Annotated in this window: 19 protein-coding genes and 1 pseudogene; 10 read left to right on the plus strand and 10 right to left on the minus strand. The window is 72.3% G+C overall.

What is annotated here, in order from left to right; genetic code table 11:
- The 3 genes and pseudogenes from AB0I67_RS41940 to AB0I67_RS41950 all read left to right on the plus strand — a co-directional run.
- Positions 1-165, plus strand: a pseudogene (locus AB0I67_RS41940) (methylmalonate-semialdehyde dehydrogenase (CoA acylating)); the annotation flags it as partial.
- A gap of 93 nt (positions 166-258) precedes the next feature.
- Complete coding sequence (locus AB0I67_RS41945) at positions 259-1,425, plus strand: extracellular solute-binding protein (RefSeq protein ID WP_357936359.1); 1,167 nt, start codon at positions 259-261, stop codon at positions 1,423-1,425.
- A 125-nt stretch (positions 1,426-1,550) separates the two neighbouring features.
- Positions 1,551-2,771, plus strand: coding sequence for a saccharopine dehydrogenase C-terminal domain-containing protein (locus AB0I67_RS41950; protein WP_357936361.1), 1,221 nt, complete (start codon positions 1,551-1,553; stop codon positions 2,769-2,771).
- Between the two features lie 15 nt (positions 2,772-2,786).
- On the opposite strand, the gene AB0I67_RS41955 is transcribed toward AB0I67_RS41950, so the two are convergent.
- A complete protein-coding gene (locus tag AB0I67_RS41955; protein WP_357936363.1) occupies positions 2,787-3,020 on the minus strand; it encodes a hypothetical protein in 234 nt (77 codons plus the stop codon).
- 166 nt (positions 3,021-3,186) lie between these two features.
- Positions 3,187-4,494, minus strand: coding sequence for a 4-aminobutyrate--2-oxoglutarate transaminase (gabT, locus tag AB0I67_RS41960; protein WP_357936365.1), 1,308 nt, complete (start codon positions 4,492-4,494; stop codon positions 3,187-3,189).
- Between the two features lie 55 nt (positions 4,495-4,549).
- On the opposite strand from gabT, the gene AB0I67_RS41965 reads away from it, so the two are divergent.
- A complete protein-coding gene (locus AB0I67_RS41965; protein ID WP_357936367.1) occupies positions 4,550-5,980 on the plus strand; it encodes a PucR family transcriptional regulator in 1,431 nt (476 codons plus the stop codon).
- Between the two features lie 28 nt (positions 5,981-6,008).
- On the opposite strand, the gene AB0I67_RS41970 is transcribed toward AB0I67_RS41965, so the two are convergent.
- Positions 6,009-6,644 carry a TetR/AcrR family transcriptional regulator gene (locus AB0I67_RS41970; protein WP_357936369.1) on the minus strand — a complete coding sequence of 212 codons (636 nt, stop codon included), beginning with the start codon at positions 6,642-6,644 and terminating at the stop codon, positions 6,009-6,011.
- 205 nt (positions 6,645-6,849) lie between these two features.
- On the opposite strand from AB0I67_RS41970, the gene AB0I67_RS41975 reads away from it, so the two are divergent.
- Positions 6,850-8,277 (plus strand): aldehyde dehydrogenase family protein, encoded by a 1,428-nt coding sequence (locus tag AB0I67_RS41975; RefSeq protein WP_357936371.1) that lies wholly within the window; start codon positions 6,850-6,852, stop codon positions 8,275-8,277.
- Here the strand turns inward: AB0I67_RS41975 and AB0I67_RS41980 are convergent.
- The 3 genes from AB0I67_RS41980 to AB0I67_RS41990 are packed head-to-tail and all read right to left on the minus strand — an operon-like array spanning position 8,274 to position 10,852.
- Positions 8,274-8,723: a GNAT family N-acetyltransferase gene (locus AB0I67_RS41980; RefSeq protein WP_357936373.1), complete on the minus strand. Its 450-nt coding sequence runs from the start codon at positions 8,721-8,723 to the stop codon at positions 8,274-8,276. The genes AB0I67_RS41975 and AB0I67_RS41980 overlap by 4 nt on opposite strands.
- Positions 8,724-8,759: 36 nt before the next feature.
- Positions 8,760-9,818 (minus strand): trypsin-like serine protease, encoded by a 1,059-nt coding sequence (locus AB0I67_RS41985; protein WP_357936375.1) that lies wholly within the window; start codon positions 9,816-9,818, stop codon positions 8,760-8,762.
- 56 nt (positions 9,819-9,874) lie between these two features.
- The gene (locus tag AB0I67_RS41990; RefSeq protein ID WP_357936376.1) at positions 9,875-10,852 is read right to left on the minus strand and encodes a peptidase; all 978 of its coding nucleotides are present in this window, start codon (positions 10,850-10,852) and stop codon (positions 9,875-9,877) included.
- A 214-nt stretch (positions 10,853-11,066) separates the two neighbouring features.
- Here AB0I67_RS41990 and dxr point away from each other — a divergent pair, with 214 nt between their 5' ends.
- On the plus strand, positions 11,067-12,260 hold the full coding sequence (dxr, locus tag AB0I67_RS41995; RefSeq protein WP_357936378.1) for a 1-deoxy-D-xylulose-5-phosphate reductoisomerase: 1,194 nt from the start codon (positions 11,067-11,069) through the stop codon (positions 12,258-12,260).
- A gap of 9 nt (positions 12,261-12,269) precedes the next feature.
- Positions 12,270-13,436, plus strand: coding sequence for a flavodoxin-dependent (E)-4-hydroxy-3-methylbut-2-enyl-diphosphate synthase (ispG, locus tag AB0I67_RS42000; protein WP_357936380.1), 1,167 nt, complete (start codon positions 12,270-12,272; stop codon positions 13,434-13,436).
- 111 nt (positions 13,437-13,547) lie between these two features.
- Here ispG and AB0I67_RS42005 read toward each other — a convergent pair whose 3' ends face one another.
- Complete coding sequence (locus AB0I67_RS42005) at positions 13,548-14,723, minus strand: hypothetical protein (protein WP_357936382.1); 1,176 nt, start codon at positions 14,721-14,723, stop codon at positions 13,548-13,550.
- A gap of 40 nt (positions 14,724-14,763) precedes the next feature.
- Positions 14,764-15,273 (minus strand): SigE family RNA polymerase sigma factor, encoded by a 510-nt coding sequence (locus AB0I67_RS42010; RefSeq protein ID WP_357936384.1) that lies wholly within the window; start codon positions 15,271-15,273, stop codon positions 14,764-14,766.
- 167 nt (positions 15,274-15,440) lie between these two features.
- Between AB0I67_RS42010 and AB0I67_RS42015 the strand changes: the two genes are divergently transcribed.
- Genes AB0I67_RS42015 through AB0I67_RS42025 form a run of 3 tightly spaced genes read left to right on the plus strand, consistent with a single transcriptional unit; the run spans position 15,441 to position 18,472 of the window.
- Positions 15,441-17,054: an alpha/beta hydrolase gene (locus AB0I67_RS42015; protein ID WP_357936386.1), complete on the plus strand. Its 1,614-nt coding sequence runs from the start codon at positions 15,441-15,443 to the stop codon at positions 17,052-17,054.
- 12 nt (positions 17,055-17,066) lie between these two features.
- Entirely contained in the window at positions 17,067-17,909 is an 843-nt protein-coding gene (locus tag AB0I67_RS42020; RefSeq protein WP_357936422.1) for a GNAT family N-acetyltransferase, read from the plus strand.
- Positions 17,910-17,911: 2 nt separating this feature from the next.
- Entirely contained in the window at positions 17,912-18,472 is a 561-nt protein-coding gene (locus AB0I67_RS42025; RefSeq protein WP_357936388.1) for a DsbA family protein, read from the plus strand.
- Here AB0I67_RS42025 and AB0I67_RS42030 read toward each other — a convergent pair.
- Together AB0I67_RS42030 and AB0I67_RS42035 are read right to left on the minus strand one after the other, a co-directional pair.
- Complete coding sequence (locus AB0I67_RS42030) at positions 18,469-18,837, minus strand: DUF3037 domain-containing protein (RefSeq protein ID WP_357936390.1); 369 nt, start codon at positions 18,835-18,837, stop codon at positions 18,469-18,471. The two genes, AB0I67_RS42025 and AB0I67_RS42030, sit on opposite strands and share 4 nt — an antisense overlap.
- A gap of 2 nt (positions 18,838-18,839) precedes the next feature.
- Positions 18,840-19,616 (minus strand): HipA family kinase, encoded by a 777-nt coding sequence (locus AB0I67_RS42035; protein ID WP_357936392.1) that lies wholly within the window; start codon positions 19,614-19,616, stop codon positions 18,840-18,842.
- Positions 19,617-19,652: the final 36 nt, after the last annotated feature.

The following is a 19,652-nucleotide window of genomic DNA, read 5'->3' on the forward strand; positions in this document are numbered from 1 at the left end:
ATGGCCTTCTACAGCTTCGGCGGCTGGAAGTCCTCGCTGTTCGGCGACACCCACGTGCACGGCACCGAGGGCGTGCACTTCTACACCCGCGGCAAGGTCGTCACCTCCCGCTGGCTCGACCCCTCGCACGGCGGCGTCAACCTGGGGTTCCCCACCAACGGCTGACCGCCTGAGCCCCCGCCCGGACCGGGCGGGGCGCCCGCGGTCCCGCCCCGTTCCCGGTAAGCTCCAGCAGCACACGGATCGACGGGGGGCAGGGTGCGAAGCAGGAGGCTGAGCGGTACGGCACGCCGCGCCGGCGGGCTGGCCGTCGCGGTGGCGCTGCTGGCCAGCACCGCCGCCGGGCAGCAGGACCCTGCGCCCACGCCCCCGGGGTCCGCCTCGCCGTCGGCCGGGCCGACCACCGCGCCGACCACCGCGCCGCCCAGCTCCAGCCCCAGCCCGGGCAGCACCGACGGCACGCTCGACATCCTGGCCTACAAGGGCTTCGCCGAGTACGGCGCCAACAGCCCCAAGGTCAACTGGGTGACCGGGGCGACCGAGTTCCAGGGCGTCACCGGCTGCCGCACCGCCCGGCTCGACTTCGTGCAGACGCCGGAGGAGATGGCCGACAAGCTGGCCACGCACACCTACGACATCGTCTCGGCGGCCCCCGAGCTCGCCGCCTCGCTGGTCGCCGCCCAGCGGGTCCAGCCGATCGACACCGCGCGGGTGAGCGGCTACGCCGACCTGCCGGCGCAGCTCAAGGAGACCGGGGTGCGGGACGGGGCGACCTATGCCGTGCCGTACCTGTGGGGGTCCTACGAGACGGTCTACGACACCACGCGGATCAAGAAGCCGAAGGCCGAGGAGCTGTACACCTCGGCGCGGGCCATGGTGCGGGACACCCCGCTGACCCTCGGGCACGCCGCGCAGGCCTTCGGGCTCGACCCGATGGCGCTCGACCAGGCCGGGCTCGACGAGCTCGGCGGCAAGCTGGCCGGGGTGCGGCGCTCGACCTACACCCTGCAGCTCGACGTGGTGAGCGCGCTGGCGTCCGGGCGCGTCGACTACGCGCAGGTCACCCCGTTCCTGCTCGGCCGGCTGCAGGCGGCCGGCAAGCCGGTCAAGAAGGTCAAGACCGCGCGCACCACCGGCTGGGTCGACTCCTGGATGCTCGGCGCCGGCACCCCCAACCTCGACTGCGCCTACCGCTGGCTGAGCTGGACGCTCACCCCGCACGTGCAGGAGCAGGCCGCCGCGTGGCTGGCGCTGGCGCCGGCCAATCCCAAGGGCTGCACCGACGCGGCCAAGGAGGCGTGCCGGGCCTATCGCCTGGAGAAGGTGGACTTCCTGGGTGGGGCGCGGATGGGCTGTGCCCCGCAGCGGCGCGACTGCACCGACTACACCGCCTGGGCCGAGCGCTGGCAGAGCCTCGTGAACTGAGCCTCGTGAACTGGGCCTCGTCGACTGAGCCCGGCTTTCGTGGCTCCGCTTATTTGTGGATTTGCAACTGGCTGATCGGCCAGTCAGTATTGGCTGATTGACCAGTCAGCCAGTAAGGTCCCTCCATGAGAATCCTGCTTGTGGGAGCCGGCGGGGTCGGCTCCGCCGTCGTGCCCATCGCCGCCCGACGAGATTTCTTCGAACACATCGTGGTCGCCGACTCCAAACAGGACCGGGCGGCCGAAGCCGTCCGCCGGGTCGGCGATCCCCGGTTCAGCGCCATCGAGCTCGACGCCTCCAACCAGGCCGAGGTGACCAGAGCGCTGCGTGAGCACGACTGCGACGTGCTGTTCAACGCGGTCGACCCCCGCTTCACCATGCCGCTCTTCCGGGCCGCGCTGGAGGCCGGGGCGCACTACCTCGACATGGCCATGTCGCTGTCGCGCCCGCACCCGAGCGAGCCGTACCGGAGGCCGGGCGTGAAGCTCGGCGACGAGCAGTTCGCCCTCGACGAGGACTGGCGGGCCGGCGGGCAGCTCGCGCTGGTCGGCATGGGCGTCGAGCCGGGCCTCGCCGACATCTTCGCGCGCTACGCCGCCGACCACCTGTTCAGCCGGATCGACGAGGTCGGCATCCGCGACGGCTCCAACCTGGTCGTGGACGGCTACGACTTCGCCCCCACCTTCTCCATCTGGACCACCATCGAGGAGTGCCTCAACCCGCCCGTGGTGTGGGAGGACGGCGCCTGGCACACCACCGAGCCGTTCAGCGAGCCGGAGATCTTCGACTTCCCCGAGGGCATCGGGCCGGTCGAGTGCGTCAACGTCGAGCACGAGGAGGTGCTGCTCGTGCCGAGGTGGATCCCGGCCAGGCGGGTGACCTTCAAGTACGGGCTCGGCGAGGAGTTCATCGGGGTGCTCAAGACCCTGCGCAAGCTCGGCCTCGACAGCGCCGAGAAGGTGCGCGTCGGCGGCTCGGAGGTGGCGCCGCGCGACCTGGTCGCCGCCCGCCTGCCCGACCCGGCCACGCTCGGCTCCCGGATGCGCGGCAAGACCTGCGCCGGCACCTGGGTCAAGGGCCTGGGCACCGACGGCGCCCCGCGCGAGGTCTACCTCTACCACGTGGTCGACAACGACTGGTCGATGGCCGAGTACGGCTCGCAGGCCGTCGTCTGGCAGACCGCGATCCACCCCGTGGTGGCCCTCGAGCTGGTGGCCCGCGGGATCTGGCAGGGCACCGGCGTGCTCGGGCCGGAGGCCTTCGACGCGGTGCCGTTCCTGACCCTGCTGGAGGAGTACGGCTCGCCGTGGGGCATCCGTGAGGAGCTCCGCACCCAGGCCGCCTGAGAACGGGCGGGAGGGTCAGCGAACGGGGAAGGCGACGACCTTCGCCAGCGGCGCGGGGAAGAGGGCTTCGGCACAGTCGGTGCAGGCGAGCACCGGCGACTCGTCCGGCAGGCGGCCGACGCGGGTACGAGGCCTGGGCCACTTCTTGTGGCACACCACGCACGCGTCGCCGAAACACTGGGCGGCCGACAGGCCTTCAGGGTCGAAGGTCACCACGTCGTCCACCGTTCCGGTCAGACCCCAGTTCATCACCCTCCCGCGCGGTGCTCGTCCCGTCCGGTAACGGATCCGTTATAGCGCCCGGCGATCAAGCGGAGTGTCAAGCGCGGGTGAAGGTTCCGCCGGGACGCCTGCCGTACAGCAACAAAGAAGGGCATCCACCCGCATAGTGGATGCCCTTCAAAAGCCGGAAATATCAGGCCTGTGCCAAAGCCTTCTCCAGGATGCCCAGCCCCTCCTCCAGGAGGTGCTCGGGGATGACCAGCGGCGGCAGGAAGCGCAGGACGTTGCCGTAGGTGCCGGCGGTGAGCACGACCAGGCCCTCGGCGTGGCAGCGCTTGACGATCTCCTGGGTGGCGGTTGGGTTCGGGTCGGTGGTGCCCGGCTCGACCAGCTCGATAGCGATCATCGCGCCCCGGCCGCGCACGTCGCCGATGATCGGGAAGCGCTCCTTCAGCGCCTCCAGGCGGGGGAGCATGATCTCGCCGATCCGGCGGGCCTTGGCGACCAGGTCGTCGGCCTCGATGGTCTCCAGGACGGCGAGGGCCGCCTCGCAGGCCAGCGGGTTGCCGCCGTAGGTGCCGCCCAGGCCGCCGACGTGGACCTGGTCGAGCAGGTCGGCGCGGCCGGTGACGGCGGCCAGCGGCAGGCCGCCGGCGATGCCCTTGGCGGTGCAGATGATGTCCGGGACCACGCCCTCGTCCTCGCAGGCGAACAGGTCACCGGTGCGGGCGAAGCCGGTCTGCACCTCGTCGGCGATGAACACGATGCCGTTCTCGCGGCAGAACTCGGCGATCTTCGGCAGGAAGCCGCGGCTGGGCACGATGAAGCCGCCCTCGCCCAGGATCGGCTCGATCAGCACCGCGGCGACGTTCTCCGCGCCGATCTGCTTGTTGATCATGTCGACGGCCCGCTCGTAGGCGTCCTCGGGGCCGCGGAAGGGGTAGGCGACCGGGACGCGGTAGACCTCGGGGGCGAACGGGCCGAAGCGGTGCTTGTACGGCATGTTCTTGGCGGTCAGCGTCATCGTCAGCAGGGTGCGGCCGTGGTAGCCGTGGTCGAAGACGACGACCGCCTGGCGGCCGGTGGCGTGCCGGGCGACCTTGACCGCGTTCTCGACCGCCTCGGCGCCCGAGTTCACCAGGAAGGTGCGCTTCTCGTGGTCGCCGGGGGTGAGCGCGTTGAGCTTCTCGCAGACGCTGACGTACGACTCGTACGGCGTGACCATGAAGCAGGTGTGGGTGAAGTCGGCGACCTGCTTCCGCACCCGCTCGACCACGCGCGGGGCGGCGTTGCCGACGTTGGTGACGGCGATGCCCGAGCCGAAGTCGATCAGCGAGTTGCCGTCCGCGTCGACCACCACGCCGCCGCCGGCCTTCGTCACGAAGACCGGCAGGGTCGTGCCGATGCCCGGCGGCACGGCGGCCTGCTTGCGGGCCAGCAGCTCCTGCGACTTGGGGCCGGGGACGGCGGTGACGAGGCGGCGTTCCTGCGGAAGACTCATGCTCCCGACGTTAGGGCGGCCGGGGCCAAGGGCCGATACTCCATTGTGGCACGATATGTCCAACATCTTCGTGCGGAATGGACAAGTGGTGGCGCCGACTCTCGACACCGTGGTGCGGCGGCTCCGGCTGCCCGTGCTCGCCGCCGCCCCGCGTGGCGAGGTGCCGGTGCGCTGGGTGGCGGTCAGCGAGCTCGAAGACCCCACCCCGTTCCTCGAAGGCGGCGAGCTGCTGCTCACCACCGGGATGCGGCTGGCCGAGCCGTACGAGCCGTACATCGGGCGGCTGGTCGCCCGGCAGGTCTCCGGGCTGGGGTTCGGCGTCGGGCTCAGCCACGAGGTCACCCCGCCCGGGCTGGTGAAGGCGGCGGGCGAGGCCGGGCTGCCGCTGGTGGAGGTGCCGCGCGAGACGCCGTTCATCGCGATCGGCAAGGTGGTCAGCGAGCTGCTGGCCGCCGAGCAGTACGAGGAGGTCAGCCAGGCTTTCGCCGCGCAGGGGCGGCTCACCCGCGCGGCGCTCGAAGGGCTGGAGGCGGTCATCGACCGGCTCGCCCGCGAGATCCGCGGCTGGGCGGCGCTCCTGGACGAGTCGGGCGCGGTCCGGCACGCGACCAAGGGGGCGCGGGTCGGGGCGGCCGTGGCCGAGCTCGACCGGCTGCGGGCCCCGCGGGCGCCGCAGAGCATCTCGCTGTCCTCGCCCGGCGAGCACGTCGTGGTCCAGCCGCTCGGCAGCCGCGGCTTCTTCGCCGTCGGCGCGGCGTTGCCCTTCCCGCCGGTCGCGCACACGGTGATCAACGCCGCCGGGTCCCTGCTCACCCTGGCCGTCGAGCGCGGCAGGGCGCAGCGCGAAGCCGAGCGCCGGGTGCGGTCGGCGGTGCTGGAGCTGTTGCTGGCGGGGGAGACCGACCGGGCCCGGGCCGTCCTCGCGCCGCTCGGCGAGAGCCTGCCCGAAGACCCGGTCCGCGTGGTGGCCGCCGGGCCGGGCGCGCTCGACCTCGCCGAGACGCGCGGCTTCGCCGTCCGGCACGGGGAGCTCGTGGTGCTGATCGGCGGTACGGCGGAGCTGCCGGGACCGGCCGGCGTCGGCGGCCCCGTCCCGCTCCGGGACCTGCGCACCGGCCTCGACCAGGCCGAACGCTCCCTGGCCCGGGCGCGGCGGCAGGGCGGGGGAGTGGTGCGCTTCACCGAGCTGGCCGGACAGGGCCTGCTGTCCCTGCTCGACCCCGCCGCCGCCCAGGCCTTCGGGGCGTCCGTGCTCGCCCCGCTGGTGGAGTACGGCTCGCGGGCCGACCTGGTGGGGTCGCTGCGCGCCTACCTGGCGGCCAACGGGCACTGGGACGCGGCCGCCCAGCAACTCGGCGTGCACCGGCACACGCTGCGCTACCGGATGAAGCGCGTCTCCGAACTGCTCGGCCGCGACCTCGACGACCCCGGCGTGCGCGCCGAGCTCTGGGTGGCCCTCGCGCTCGCCGTCCCCTCGGTGTCCTGACCTCTGGCGGATGTCAGGGTTTCTCGAGTCAGGGCTTCTTGAGGAGGTAGCAGCAGATGGTCGCCGTGGTGACCGCGTCGTAGGTGCGGTCGTCGCGCAGGTGCCCGGCGCGCTCCAGGCTGATCGCGCCCTGGGCCGCCGCCCACAGCGCGTCGGCGATCTTGCGCGGCTGGGTCGGGATGAGGTACCCCGCCGAGATGCAGTCCGAGATCACCCGGTCCAGCAGGTTGAGCGCCGCCCGGGCCAGCGTCCGGGCCCGCTCGCTCGGCTCGAAGCCGGGGATCGCCCGCTCGAACATCAGGCTGTAGTACTCCGGCTCGGCCAGGCAGGCCGTCCGGTAGGCCGGTCCGAGGGCGGTGAGGTAGTCGAAGGGGTCGTGCCGGGGCGGCACCGCCTCCATGTGCTTGCGGACGCGCTCGAACCCTTCCAGGTAGAGCGCCTCGGCCAGCCCCTCGCGGTTGCCGAACATGGTGTAGATGACCGTCGTCGAGCATCCGGCCTCGCTGGCGATGCGGCGCATGGACAGGCTCTCCGGCCCGTCGCTGGCGAGCAGCTTGACGGCGACGTCGAGCAACCGCCCCCGCAGCTCGTCGTGCGAGGTCCGTTCGCCCAGCAGATACGCACCCTGTAGGCCGAGTGGCGCCGGGGTCGCCTGTTCGCTCACGGAGCCACACGCCTTTCTGCCGAGCCCACCCGCTGGATCCTTAGCCCGGTGGGAGATCCTTCAAACCGCCCCACCCGTTAAACATCCCGAATTAGACCTATTTTTGTTACACGTCCGGGGTTTGTGCGTAACGGAGGGGTCAGGCGAGACGCTTGTGCAGGGTGGAGTGGTTGCCCGCCGCGCCCCATGGCATAGCGTCGAGGACATGGACGTGCGCACCTTCTGGCTCGCCGGGCGCCCCGCCACCGGCGCCTCCGAGCTCACCGTGACCAACCCCCACACCGGGAAGGTGGTGGGCGCCTACTCGGTGCCCACCGACGCCCAGGTCGAGGAGGCCGTCGCCGCGGCCGCCGCGGTCGCCAAGGAGGCCGCCGCGCTCCCCATCCACGTGCGGGCCGAGGCCCTCGCGCACGTCTCGCGCCGGCTGGCCGAGCGGGCCGAGGAGATCGCCCAGCTCATCACCGCGGAGAACGGCAAGCCCCTGACCTGGGCGCGTGGCGAGGTCGGCCGGGCGGTCTCCACCTTCCGCTTCGCCGCCGAGGAGACGCGCCGCTACTCCGGCACGGCCATGCGGCTCGACACCGAGCCGGCCGCGGCCGGGCGCCTGGCCTACGTGACCCGCGTGCCGTACGGGCCGGTCCTGGCGATCACGCCGTTCAACTTCCCGCTCAACCTGGTCGCGCACAAGGTCGCCCCCGCCATCGCGGTCGGCGCCCCGGTCATCGTCAAGCCCGCCCCGGCAACCCCGCTGTCGTCGCTGCTGCTCGGCGAGATCCTGGCCGAGACCGCGCTGCCCGCCGGCATGTTCTCCGTGCTGCCGGTCGAGAACGAGCGCGCCTCGGCCCTGGTGGAGGACCCGCGGCTGCCGGTCGTCTCCTTCACCGGCTCCGGCCCGGTCGGCTACGCCATCATGGACTCGGTGCCGCGCAAGCACGTCGTGCTGGAGCTCGGCGGCAACGCCGCGGCGGTCGTCCTGGCCGACGCCGACCTCGACTGGGCGGCCTCGCGGGTGGCGCTCTTCTCCAACTACCAGGCCGGGCAGAGCTGCATCGCCGTCCAGCGCGTGATCGTCGAGGAGGCGGTCGCCGAGGCGTTCACCGCCAAGCTGCTCGACGCCGTCGGCACCCTGGTGACCGGCGACCCGTACGACGACAAGACCCAGGTCGGCCCGCTGGTCTCCGAGGCCGCGGCCGAGCGGGTCCAGGAGTGGATCGACGAGGCCGTCGCCGGCGGCGCCAAGGTGCTGGCCGGCGGCACCCGCGAGGGCGCGACCGTCGCCCCGACCGTGCTGGCCGAGGTGCCCCACGACGCGAAGGTCTGGTGCGAGGAGGTCTTCGGCCCGGTGCTCGCCGTCCAGGTGGTGCCCTCCGCCGACGCCGCCTTCGCCGCCGTCAACGACTCGAAGTACGGCCTGCAGGCCGGGATCTTCACCCGCTCGCTCGACCTGGCCTTCCGCGCCAACCGCGAGCTGGAGGTCGGCGGGCTCGTCATCGGCGACGTGCCGTCCTACCGCGCCGACCAGATGCCCTACGGCGGCGTCAAGGAGTCGGGCGTCGGGCGCGAGGGCGTCGGCTCGGCGATGGAGGACCTCACCTACGCCAAGACGATGGTGCTGACCGGGCTGGCGCTCTAGCCGAGCCGCTTCTCGAAGCAGAGGCTCTCGGCGTTGCCGGCGTACTCGCCGAAGGCCGGGATCGGCACGAAACCGGACCGGGTGTAGAGCGCGATCGCCTCGGTGAGCAGGGCCCCCGTCTCCAGACGCAGGACGGGGGTCCCGCGCTCGGCCGCCAGCGCCTCCAGTTCCGCCAGGAGCAGCCGCGACAGGCCCGTCCCGCGGGCCTCCGGCCGTACGTACATGCGCTTGATCTCGCTGACGCCGCGTTCGAGCGGCTGCAGCCCGGCGCAGCCGACCGGCTCGCCGCCCGCCCAGAGCACCACGAACTCGATCAGCGGGTTGATCCCCTTGCGCGGGTGGTACGGCTCGCGCGACTCCCGGTGGGCCAGTTCGAGCTGCTGCTCGGCGCAGAGGGCCGCCACGACCGGATCGGCGGGGGCGGGGCGGGTGACGGTCACTTCCATGGCAGAAAGCAACCAGGCGCGTATTACGCGGGTGTTTCAGGCACGTTCGGCGGTGTTGAACAGCGCCCGTGCCGCGTCACCGAAGTAGGGGCCGTACATCGTGCCGCGGTCGTCGGTGTACTTGAAGCTGCTCACCGAGGTCACGGTGCCCTTGCCGGTCGCCGGGTCGAACCCGGACAGCCACGGCCCGCCGCTGGAGCCCGCGGTCATCTCGCAGCCGAGACCCTGGTCGCGCGTCGCGCCGTGCGGGTCGTCGTGCACCCGGCCGGCGCAGTAGAACAGGTGCTCGCCGTCGTAGGGCGGGTCGGCCGGGTAGCCGAAGCCGAAGATCTGGCCGCCGCGGCCGGGGTTGAAGGCGATCTCCTGGGTGCCGACCGCGTCGGCCACGTGCTTGCCCTCCGCCTTGTTGAGGGCGACCATCCCGATGTCGAAGCTGTCGTCGGCGCTGCGCGACCACGGCCCGGCGACGAACATGCGCCGGGCGGTGAAGGAGCCGTAGGGCCGGTCGCCGCCGGGCCGGTAGCCGGGGACGAAGGTCCAGTTCTCGGCCCAGCCGCCGGTGCCGTCCTTGACGCAGTGACCCGCGGTGACGACGACGTCCCGGTTGCGGCTGCGCACGGTGCCGGCCGAACAGACGAAGTCCACCCCCGAGAGGGTGAGGAAGACCCGGCCGGTGGTCCTGGCGACCGCGCCGCCGGTCTGCCAGCGCGCGCCGGTGGTGGCGGCGCGCGGGCGGGCCGACTGGCGGCGCGGGGCGAGCTTGGTGCCCCCGTTGGCCAGCACGGGCGCGGAGCCGAGCCCGGCCTTGCCGGTGATCCCGCTGAGCAGGGCCCCGTCCTTGGTGACGAGCCCCAGCAGGCTGATCGGCCTGGCCTTGGCCATGCGTTCGGGAGTCCAGTAGTCGAGGACGCGCCGCTGCTCGGCGGTGCTGCGCGCGGCGACGCGCTCGACGACGTCGGCGAGGGGGGTGGTGCCCGCCTGGTGGACGGGCTGGGCGATCGGCCGGGACTCCACGGGCGCCGCGCCGACCAGTGCGGGGCCCATGAGGCCCGCGACGAGCGGAGCGGCCGCCAGCAGGGGGGTGCTCAGGGTCATGGCCCCCGAGTCTGCACTACGGAGTGTGTTCGTGTGGGTACTTTCGGCAAATAAGTCTAGGCCGCGCCGGTGGCCTGAGCCTCGTTGTAAACCGCCTGGGCCTCATTGCCGAAATAGGGGCCGAACATCCAGTTCGGGGCGAAGTTGTATTTGAAGCTGTTCACCGAATTGAGCGTTCCGGCGCCGGTCGACTCGTTGAAGTTCACGAACCACGGGCCGCCGCTCGAACCGCCGGTCATGTTGCAGGTGAGCCCGTGGTCCTTCGACAGCAGGAAGTCGTCGAAGGCCCGGCCGGCGCAGTAGATCAGTTTCGAGCCGTTGTACGGCGCGGCGGCCGGGTAGCCGAAGGAGAACATCTGCTGGCGCCGTGCCTGGTTGAAGGAGATGCCCTGGCCGCCCACGACCTCGGTGAGCAGCCGGCCCTGCTGGGGCGCGACCACCGCGGCGGCGATGTCGAAGTTGATGTCCTCCTTGGCGTTCCACTGCGGGGTGGTGATCAGCTTGGTGGCCACCCAGGTGCCGAAGGGCCGCTGGCCGTTGTCGTAGCCGGGGACGAAGACCCAGTTGGTGTGGAACTGGCCGCCCATCTTGACGCAGTGCCCGGCGGTCATGACGACGCTGCGGTTCGCGCTGGTCACCGCGCTGCCGGAGCAGGAGGCGTTGCGGCCCTGGTAGGTGAAGAAGATGCGGCCGGTGGTCTTGACGACCTGGCCGCCCTTGGTCCACTGCGCGCCGCCGCTCACCGCCGCGGTCGGGTCGGTGGGCGAGGCGGTCCAGGGCGTGTTGGTGTTGGGCTGGCCCGGCTCGCCCTGGCCGCCCTGGCCCGTCTTGGGCGCGGGGGCGGTCAGCGGCTGGGCGTTGGCCATCTTGGCCGACGTCCAGTAGTCCAGGACCTCGCGTTGCTCGGACTTGCTGTCCGCGGCCTTCTCCTCGGCGGGAGGGGGCGCCGCTTTGGCGTGGGCCGGCATGGTGGTCAGAAAGGTGCCCCCCGTGGCGAGGGTGACGACGGAAAGCAGAGCGAGTCTGCGGTGCATGAGGTACCTCCCGGAACCTGATCTGAGGTTGGAAGGTAGCGAGAGCATTGTCCTGATTTCCCGAGATTTACTGATCCTGATATAGCGATATTTCTGGAAATGTGGACAGCAATTGTTTTCTGTCCCACCCGTCACGGATTTCGGGAAACGGCAGACGGCGCGGGATTCCGGAGTCACGTACCGACCAGGGGGCGGCGGCGGGGACAATGGGCGGGTGCGCTCAGCTACCTCCCGCCCGGTGGTCGTCCTCGGCTCGACCGGCTCCGTAGGCACCCAGGCCCTCGACGTCCTCGCCCGCGACCCCGGAGCCTTCCGGGTGCTCGCGCTGGCGGCCGGGGGCGGCCGGGTCGGCGAGCTGGCCGACCAGGCGGCGGCCTTCGGCGTCGAGGCCGTGGCGGTCGCCGACCCGGCCGCCGTCCCGGCGCTGCGCGAGGCGCTCGCCGCCCGCGGGGTGGCTCCCGCCGTGCTCGGCGGGCACGAGGGCGTGGCCGAGGTGGCCGCCTGGCCGTCCGGCGAGGCGGTGCAGCCGCTGGTGCTCAACGCCATCACCGGGGCGCTGGGGCTCACCTCGACGCTGGTCGCCCTGGAGGCCGGCCGTACGCTGGCGCTGGCCAACAAGGAGTCGCTGATCATCGGCGGGCCGCTGGTGAAGCGGCTGGCCAAGCCGGGGCAGATCCTGCCGGTCGACTCCGAGCACTCCGCGCTCCAGCAGTGCCTGTGGGCCGGCGGCCCCGACGGCTACGACCCCGAGGCGGTGCGGCGGCTGGTGGTGACGGCCAGCGGCGGCCCGTTCCGCGGGCGCCCGCGCGCCGAGCTCGGCGAGGTCACCCCCGAGATGGCGATGGCGCACCCGACCTGGAACATGGGCCCGGTCATCACGATCAACTCCGCCACCCTGGTCAACAAGGGCCTGGAGGTCATCGAGGCGCACCTGCTGTTCGACCTGCCCTTCGACCGGATCGAGGTGGTCGTGCACCCGCAGTCGGTGATCCACTCGATGGTCGAGTACGTGGACGGCTCCACGATCGCCCAGGCCAGCCCGCCGGACATGCGCCTGCCCATCGCGCTGGCGCTGGCCCACCCGGCCCGGCTGCCCGGCGCGACCGCCCCGGTGGACTGGACCCGCGCGCACACCTGGACCTTCGAGCCGCTCGACGACGAGGCCTTCCCCGCCGTCGAGCTGGCGAGGCAGGTCGGCACGGCCGGCGGCACCGCCCCTGCGGTCTACAACGCGGCCAACGAGGAGTGCGTCGAGGCTTTCCGGAAGGGAAGGCTGCCCTTCCTGGGCATCGTGGATACAGTTGCGTGCGTGGTGTCGGAACATGTCGTGACTTCGGCGGACACAGTGGGTGAGGTTCTGGCGGCCGACGAGTGGGCGCGGGCTCGGGCCCGGGAGCTCACCGCCTAAACTGTTGAAGTGACTTCTGTAGCACTCGGCATCCCCTCGGTCCGTCCCAAGCCGATCGCCGAACGCCGCCACTCGCGTCAGATCATGGTCGGCTCGGTCCCGGTCGGTGGCGACGCGCCGGTCTCCGTCCAGTCCATGACCACCACGGTCACGGCAGACATCAACGCGACCCTGCAGCAGATCGCGGAGCTCACCGCGTCCGGCTGCCAGATCGTGCGGGTGGCGGTGCCGTCCCAGGACGACGCCGACGCGCTGCCCATCATCGCCAGGAAGTCCCAGATCCCGGTCATCGCCGACATCCACTTCCAGCCGAAGTACGTCTTCGCCGCCATCGAGGCGGGCTGCGCGGCGGTCCGGGTCAACCCCGGCAACATCAAGAAGTTCGACGACAAGGTCGGCGAGATCGCCCGGGCCGCCGCCGCGGCGGGCGTCCCGATCCGCATCGGCGTCAACGCCGGCTCGCTCGACCCCCGGCTTCTGCAGAAGTACGGCAAGGCGACCCCCGAGGCGCTGGTGGAGTCGGCGCTGTGGGAGTGCTCGCTCTTCGAGGAGCACGGCTTCCGCGACATCAAGATCTCGGTCAAGCACAACGACCCGGTCGTCATGGTCAACGCCTACCGGCTGCTCGCCCAGCGCTGCGACTACCCGCTCCACCTCGGCGTCACCGAGGCCGGGCCGGCCTTCCAGGGCACGATCAAGTCGGCCGTCGCCTTTGGAGCGCTCCTCGCCGAGGGCATCGGCGACACCATCCGGGTCTCGCTGTCGGCGCCTCCGGTCGAGGAGGTCAAGGTCGGCACCCAGATCCTCGAGTCGCTCGGGTTGCGGGAGCGCGGGCTGGAGATCGTCTCCTGCCCCTCCTGCGGGCGGGCGCAGGTCGACGTCTACACCCTGGCCGAGCAGGTCCAGGCCGGGCTCGAAGGGCTCAAGGTGCCGCTGCGGGTCGCGGTCATGGGCTGCGTGGTCAACGGGCCCGGCGAGGCTCGGGAGGCCGACCTCGGGGTGGCCTCGGGGAACGGCAAGGGGCAGATCTTCGTCAAGGGCGAGGTCATCAAGACCGTGCCCGAGTCGCAGATCGTCGAGACGTTGATCGAGGAGGCGCTGCGGCTGGCCGAGGAGATGGGCGTCGAGGTGGACCTCGACGACGACGCCCCCGGCCCTCAGGTCACCGTGGGCTGAGCCCTCACCTCTGTCGCGCGCGTACGGCCGGTCACCTTTTCGGGTGGCCGGCCGTACGTGTGCCGGGGCTCCCGCGGTGACCGGCAGCGGTTCCCCTGCGGAAACCAAGGGTCAGAAGCCGGCGGAGGCGAGGTCGCCGGCCCAGGCGCGGTAGGTGTGGCTCGCTAGGCGGCGGACCTGGCCGGTGGTGACGTCGAGGGCGTAGGTGTGCTGGCCGAGAAGGGGCGGGGTCTTCACGTCGGCGGGGTCCCGGCGGTCGGAGAAGTCGTGATCGGGGACGGCGACGGTGATCTCGGTGGGGGAGGCCCAGGCGCCGATGCGCATGGGGGAGAAGCGGGCGTCGGTGCCGCGCAGCTTCACCGAGCGGGTGACCCGGCCGGTCTCGGTGTCGATGCTGACGAGGGTGTCGTAGGGGACCTCGCCGTCCTCGGTGAGGTGCCGGGAGGTCGGGACCCGGCCGGTGAGGCCGGTCAGGGTGCGGCCGTCCTCGGACAGGGGGCCGGCCATGAACCAGTGCTCGGGCTTGAACAGCACCCGGACCTGGCCGTCGGCCAGCAGCCCGATCCGGTCGTCGGCGTCGCGGACGACGAGGGGCGAGCCGCCGGCGGGCACGGACTCGGCGAACCAGCCGGACGGGAGGTCGGTGCGGCGGCCGGTCTCGACCTCGTAGAGCGCGCCGCTGACGGCGAGGTGGCGGCCGTCGGGGGAGAACAGCAGCCGGGTGCCGCCGGCCACCAGCGCGGCGCGGGTGATCTCCTCGCTGACCGGCCAGATCCGGCCGCTGTCCAGGTCGCGGGCGACGAAGCGGCGGGCGGGCTCGGAGTAGTAGGCGATGCGGCGACCGTCGGGGGTGATGGCGACGGGGGCACCGGTGTTCATGTAGTTCTCGCTGGACTGCTCGGTGTAGACGCCCAGGGCTTCCGGCATGCGGTAGACGGCGCCGTCGCGGGTGACGACGTTCCACTGGGCGCAGGTGCGGTCGAAGGTGGCGGTGTTGGTCTTCGGGTCCCACTGCTCGCCGCAGAAGTCGTAGTAGGCGTGGCTGAGCGGGGTGACGCCGGAGGGGGGCAGGGTGTCGGTGATGGTGCTGGTCATGACCTGGGTGGCGCCGGGGTCGAGGACGGTAAGGGTGACGCCGCCGGCGGTCAGGGCCAGGACGGCGGTGGCGGCGGCGGCCAGGGCGGTGAGGCGCTGCCGGTTGGCGCGGTGCACGGCCCGGTCGGCGAGGTCCACCTGGGGAGCCTCGGCGGCGATCCCGGCGAGGTGGTCTCGGAACAGGTCGGTCATGGGGTCGTCTCCACGGGCAGGCGGTCGGACGAGAGGCGGGTCATGGGGTCGTCTCCACGGGGGCGAGCAGGTGGGCGAGGTCGGGGGCGAGGACGCGGAGCCGGCCGAGGGCGTGGTGGGTCTGGCTCTTGACCGTGCCGGACGAGCAGCCGAGCAGGTCGGCGGTCTCCTCGACGGTGCGGTCCTCGTAGAAGCGGAGCACCAGCACGGCCCGCTGGCGCGGGGTGAGCCGGGCCAGGGCCTGGCGCAGGGCGATGCGGTGCAGGGAGTCGTCCCCGGGGTCCCGCCCCCGCTCGGGCGGGTGGGCGGTGGGGATGTCCGGCCGCCGGCGGCGACGCCACGAGATGTGCTCGTTGATCAGCGCCCGCCGGGCGTAGGCCTCCGGGTTGCCGTCCCTGGCCAGCTTGCGCCAGTGCCGGGCGACGCGGGTCAGCACCGTCTGCAGCAGGTCCTCGGCCAGGTGCGCGTCACCGGTGAGCAGGAACGCGCTGCGCATCAGGGCCTGCTGCCGGGCGCCGACGAACTCGCGGAAGCCCTCGTATCGGTCCATTGCTCTCCTCTCGCCAGTAAAGAACGCGACCCCGCCCGGTCGCGTTGGAACCCGGCGGCGATCCAACACTGTGCCAGCCGACTGTCACGGCTCGGCAATACGCCGGGCGATCACCCGGTTACTCTTGGCAGCCTTCGGGTGTTCCATGAGCTAAGGAGTGCTGTCGGGTGAGACGGGCCGTCGGGGTTGTCGCGGTGATGGGCGTGCTGGGCCTGAGCGCGGTGGGGACGGCCGAGGCCGAGCCCGTGCCTCGGGCGACGATCTCGTGGGGTCCCTGCACCAGGGCGCCGTCCATGGTGGAGCGGCTGCTGGGCGTGGAGCCGCGCAGCCCGGAGGACGGTGAGCCGATGCGCGCGGGGGTGGAGTGCGCGACGGTGCGGGTGCCGCTCGACCACCGCGAGCCGTACGGGCAGTCGATCAAGCTGGCGCTCAACCGGATCAAGGGCAAGGTCTCCCGTGACCACAACCACCTGGGCACCCTGCTGGTGAACCCGGGCGGGCCGGGCGCGTCGGGCCGCGAGCTGGCCGGGTACGTGGCGGCGGCGTTGCCGGCGGACCTGGCCGACCGGTTCGACATCATCGGCTTCGACCCGCGCGGCGTCGGCCGCAGCGAGCCGAGCCTGCGCTGCGTCGACCCGGACAAGTACTTCGCGCCCCCGCGCCCCGACCACGTGCCGAAGACGGCCCGCGAGGAGGCCGTGCTGGTCGGCCGGGCCCAGGGGTACGCGGCAAAGTGCGGCGACCTGTGGGCGTGGATGCTGCCGCACCTGGCCACCGAGGACAGCGCCCGCGACCTCGACGTCATCCGGCGGGAGCTCGGCGAGGAGCAGATCAGCTACCTCGGCTACTCCTACGGCACCTACCTGGGCGCGGCCTACGCCACGCTGTTCCCGGAGCGGGTCAAGCGCCTGGTGCTGGACAGCTCGGTCAACCCGGACGAGATCTGGTACCGCGCCAACCTCTCCCAGGACCGCTCCTTCGACCGCCGCCACCGCGAGTTCCTGTCCTGGACGGCCCGCAACCGCAAGGTCTACAAGCTCGGCAAGACCTTCAAACAGACGAGCTTCGCGTGGTACTCGATGCGCGAGCGGCTGCGCGCCAAGCCGGCCGGCGGGGTGGTCGGGCCGAGCGAGCTCGACGAGCTGTACACCGTGGGCGGCTACACCGACGCCATCTGGCCGCAGCTCGCCGCCGCCTGGTCGCGGTACGTGCGCAAGGGCGAGGTGGCCGGTCTGGTCTCCGCCTTCCGGCACTACGTGAAGATCGACGCCTCCACCGAGAACAGCTACGCGGTCTACCTCGGGGTGCAGTGCCGCGACGCCGCCTGGCCGCGGGACTGGAGCCGCTGGCGGGCCGACATGACCGCGATGCACCGCAAGGCGCCCTTCCTGACCTGGTCGAACGCCTGGTACAACGCGCCGTGCGCGTTCTGGGCGGTGCCGGGGGGCGAGCCGCTGCGGATCGAGGGCTCGTCCAAGCTGCCGCCGGTGCTGATGGTCCAGGCGCGGGGCGACGCGGCCACGCCGTACCAGGGGGCGGTGGCCATGATGAAGCGCTTCCCGACCGCGCGGATGGTGGTGGATCCGGGCGGCAACCACGGCCTGTCGCTGGCCGGCAACGCCTGCGTGGACCGGGCGCTGGCCCGTTACCTGGAGGACGCCACGCTTCCGGTGCAGACGCACTGCCCGAAGCAGGCGGGGCCGCGACCGGCCGAGCGGCTGTCCGCAGGTGGACGATACAGACACGAGCGGCTCACGGAGATCCTCGGCGTTCGGGGGTAGGCTGGCCGTGTGATGCTGCGAACCTCGGCGTCGCGCGTCCTCGACGACAACGACCGGGACGAAGTCCTGGCCCTGCTCGACTCCGATCCGGTCGCCAACGTCTTCGTCGCCTCCAGGGTCCGCATGGTCGGGCTGAACCCGGCTCGGCTCGGCGGGCAGATGTGGGGATTCGGGCCGCGCGGCGCGCTCGTCTCGCTCTGTTACGCGGGGGCGAACATGGTGCCGGTCAACGCCGGTCCGGAGGCCGTCGCGGCCTTCGCCGACCGCGCCCGGCGCCAGGGGCGCCGCTGCTCGTCGATCGTGGGCCCGGTGGAGGCGGTGGAGCCGCTGTGGGAGCGGCTGGAGCCGTACTGGGGCCGGGCCCGCGCGATCCGCTGGCGGCAGCCGGTGCTGGCCACCTCGCGGAAGCCGCCGGTCGCCGCCGACCCGCTGGTGCGCCGGGCCCGCCCTGAGGACTTCGACGTGGTGCTGCCGGCCTGCGTGGCGATGTTCACCGAGGAGGTCGGCGTCTCGCCCAACCTGGGCGACGGCGGGGCGCTCTACCGCACCCGGGTCTCGGAGCTGATCCGGATCGGCCGTTCCTACGTGCGCATCGAGGACGGCCGGGTGGTGTTCAAGGCCGAGATCGGCGCGGTGACGCCGCAGGCCTGCCAGATCCAGGGCGTGTGGGTGGCGCCCGAGCGGCGCGGCGAAGGGCACGCGGTGGCGGGCATGGCCGCGGTGGTCGAGGCGTCGCTGGCCTGCTTCGCGCCGCTGGTCACGCTCTACGTCAACGACTTCAACCACGCCGCCCGCGCGGTCTACCGCAAGGTGGGCTTCCGCGAGGTGGACACCTTCATGTCAGTACTCTTCTGAGGGTGATCGTCGACTTCTGGTTCGACCCGTCCTGCCCCTTCACCTGGACGACCTCCCGGTGGCTGGTCGAGGCGGCGACGGTCCGCCCGATCACGATCCGCTGGCGGCTGCTCAGCCTGGCCGCGCTCAACGAGCACCTGGAGGTGAATCCGGAGGGCGACACCGAGGGCTACCTCTGGTACCCGGCGCGCATCTGCGCCGCCGTCCAGGAGGGGTACGGCACCGCAGCCCTGGGCGCCTTCTACGCGGCCTTCGCTTCCAGGACCGACTGGGACGCCGCCGCCGCGCTGGCCGAGGCGGGGCTGCCCCTGGAGCTGGCCGAGGCGGCGACCAGCGAGCGCTACGACGACGAGCTGCGCGCCTCCACCGCCCGCGGTATCGCCAAGGTCGGCCCGCACGTCGGCACGCCCATCCTCGCCGTCGGCGACACCGCGTGCTTCGGCCCGGTGCTGTCGCGGGTGCCCGAGGGCGAGGCGGCCGGCCGGCTGCTCGACGCGGTGCTGGTGATCGCCGGCACGCCCGGCTTCCACGAGCTCAAGGGCCCGCCGCCGCCGGAGGTCTAGCGGACCAGGCGGTCGAACAGGCGCGACAGCTCGGCCTCGGGGTCGGTGGTCAGTCCCATGTGCACCGGGCCGGTCTGCACGATGGTGCTGCGCGGCGCGGTGAGCCAGCGGAAGCGGCTGCCCAGCGACTCCCTGGACAGCGGGCCCTCCTCGTCGGCGCAGGCGAGCTGGTAGGCGCTGAGCGACTGCCGCACGCCGGCCAGGTCGGCGGCGGGGTCGAGGGCGCGCAGCCGGACCGCGTCGAGCTCGACGCGGGCGCACAGGTAGGCGCGCTGCTGGCAGTAGAGCAGCACCCCGGCGTTGATCAGCTCGCCGCGCTCGACGCGGGGGATGACGCGGATGACCGCGTACTCGTAGGCGTCCATGCTCAGGCTCCCCGGTGGAATTCGCCGACCGAGCCGGGGCCGCCGCCGCGCTTCTCCGGCGTGCGGGTCTCCCAGCCGTCGCGGGCGCGCCGGTGCAGGTGCTCGACGTACGCCTGCCGTACGGCCTGCGCCGAGTCGAAGCCGGGCTCGTCCTCCAGCCACTCGTCGGGCACGAGCGCGGTCACCTCTTCCAGCAGGTCGCGGGAGATCTCCATGCGGCCGTCCTCGGTGGCGAAGGGGGCCAGCACGTGGTCGCTCGCGTCGTAGGGGCGGGTCGGGTCGGCATTCTTCCAGTTGTGGTGGAACCAGAGCGCCGCGCCGTGGTCGATGAGCCAGACCTGCCCGTGCCAGAGCAGCAGGTTGGGGTTGCGCCAGCTCCGGTCGACGTTGTGGATCAGGCCGTCGAACCAGAGCACGCGGGAGGCGAACAGCGGGTCGGGCCGCCAGGTGAGCGGCTCGAAGCCGAGCGCGCCGGGCAGGAAGTCGACCGCGAGGTTGAGCCCGGCGCTGTTCTTGAGCAGTTCCTGGATCTCGTGGTCGGGCTCGCGGATCCCGAACTCGGGGTCGAGGTCGATCAGCTTCAGCTCGGGGGTGCGCAGGCCGAGGCGGCGGGCGAGCTCGGCGCAGATGATCTCGGCGACCAGCACCCGGCGGCCCTGCCCGGCGGCGCGGAACTTGACCGCGTAGGTGCCGAGGTCGTCGGCCTCGACGACGCCCGGCAGGGAGCCGCCTTCTCGCAGGGGCGTGACGTAGCGTGTCGCCTTGATCCGTTCCAGCACGGCACGAGGCTACCGCCTGATCAGCGCAGCCAGCCC

Source organism: Nonomuraea sp. NPDC050310, assembly GCF_040655795.1.
Taxonomy (GTDB): Bacteria; Actinomycetota; Actinomycetes; order Streptosporangiales; family Streptosporangiaceae; genus Nonomuraea.

Bases quoted from the DNA above. Each gene is read 5' to 3' on its own strand.
- AB0I67_RS41950 (WP_357936361.1), top strand. From the start codon at position 1,551: ATGAGAATCCTGCTTGTGGGAGCCGGCGGGGTCGGCTCCGCCGTCGTG.
- AB0I67_RS41955 (WP_357936363.1), bottom strand. From the start codon at position 3,020: ATGAACTGGGGTCTGACCGGAACGGTGGACGACGTGGTGACCTTCGAC.
- gabT (WP_357936365.1), bottom strand. From the start codon at position 4,494: ATGAGTCTTCCGCAGGAACGCCGCCTCGTCACCGCCGTCCCCGGCCCC.
- AB0I67_RS41965 (WP_357936367.1), top strand. From the start codon at position 4,550: ATGTCCAACATCTTCGTGCGGAATGGACAAGTGGTGGCGCCGACTCTC.
- AB0I67_RS41975 (WP_357936371.1), top strand. From the start codon at position 6,850: ATGGACGTGCGCACCTTCTGGCTCGCCGGGCGCCCCGCCACCGGCGCC.
- AB0I67_RS41980 (WP_357936373.1), bottom strand. From the start codon at position 8,723: ATGGAAGTGACCGTCACCCGCCCCGCCCCCGCCGATCCGGTCGTGGCG.
- AB0I67_RS41985 (WP_357936375.1), bottom strand. From the start codon at position 9,818: ATGACCCTGAGCACCCCCCTGCTGGCGGCCGCTCCGCTCGTCGCGGGC.
- AB0I67_RS41990 (WP_357936376.1), bottom strand. From the start codon at position 10,852: ATGCACCGCAGACTCGCTCTGCTTTCCGTCGTCACCCTCGCCACGGGG.
- AB0I67_RS42005 (WP_357936382.1), bottom strand. From the start codon at position 14,723: ATGACCGACCTGTTCCGAGACCACCTCGCCGGGATCGCCGCCGAGGCT.
- AB0I67_RS42010 (WP_357936384.1), bottom strand. From the start codon at position 15,273: ATGGACCGATACGAGGGCTTCCGCGAGTTCGTCGGCGCCCGGCAGCAG.
- AB0I67_RS42020 (WP_357936422.1), top strand. From the start codon at position 17,067: ATGCTGCGAACCTCGGCGTCGCGCGTCCTCGACGACAACGACCGGGAC.
- AB0I67_RS42030 (WP_357936390.1), bottom strand. From the start codon at position 18,837: ATGGACGCCTACGAGTACGCGGTCATCCGCGTCATCCCCCGCGTCGAG.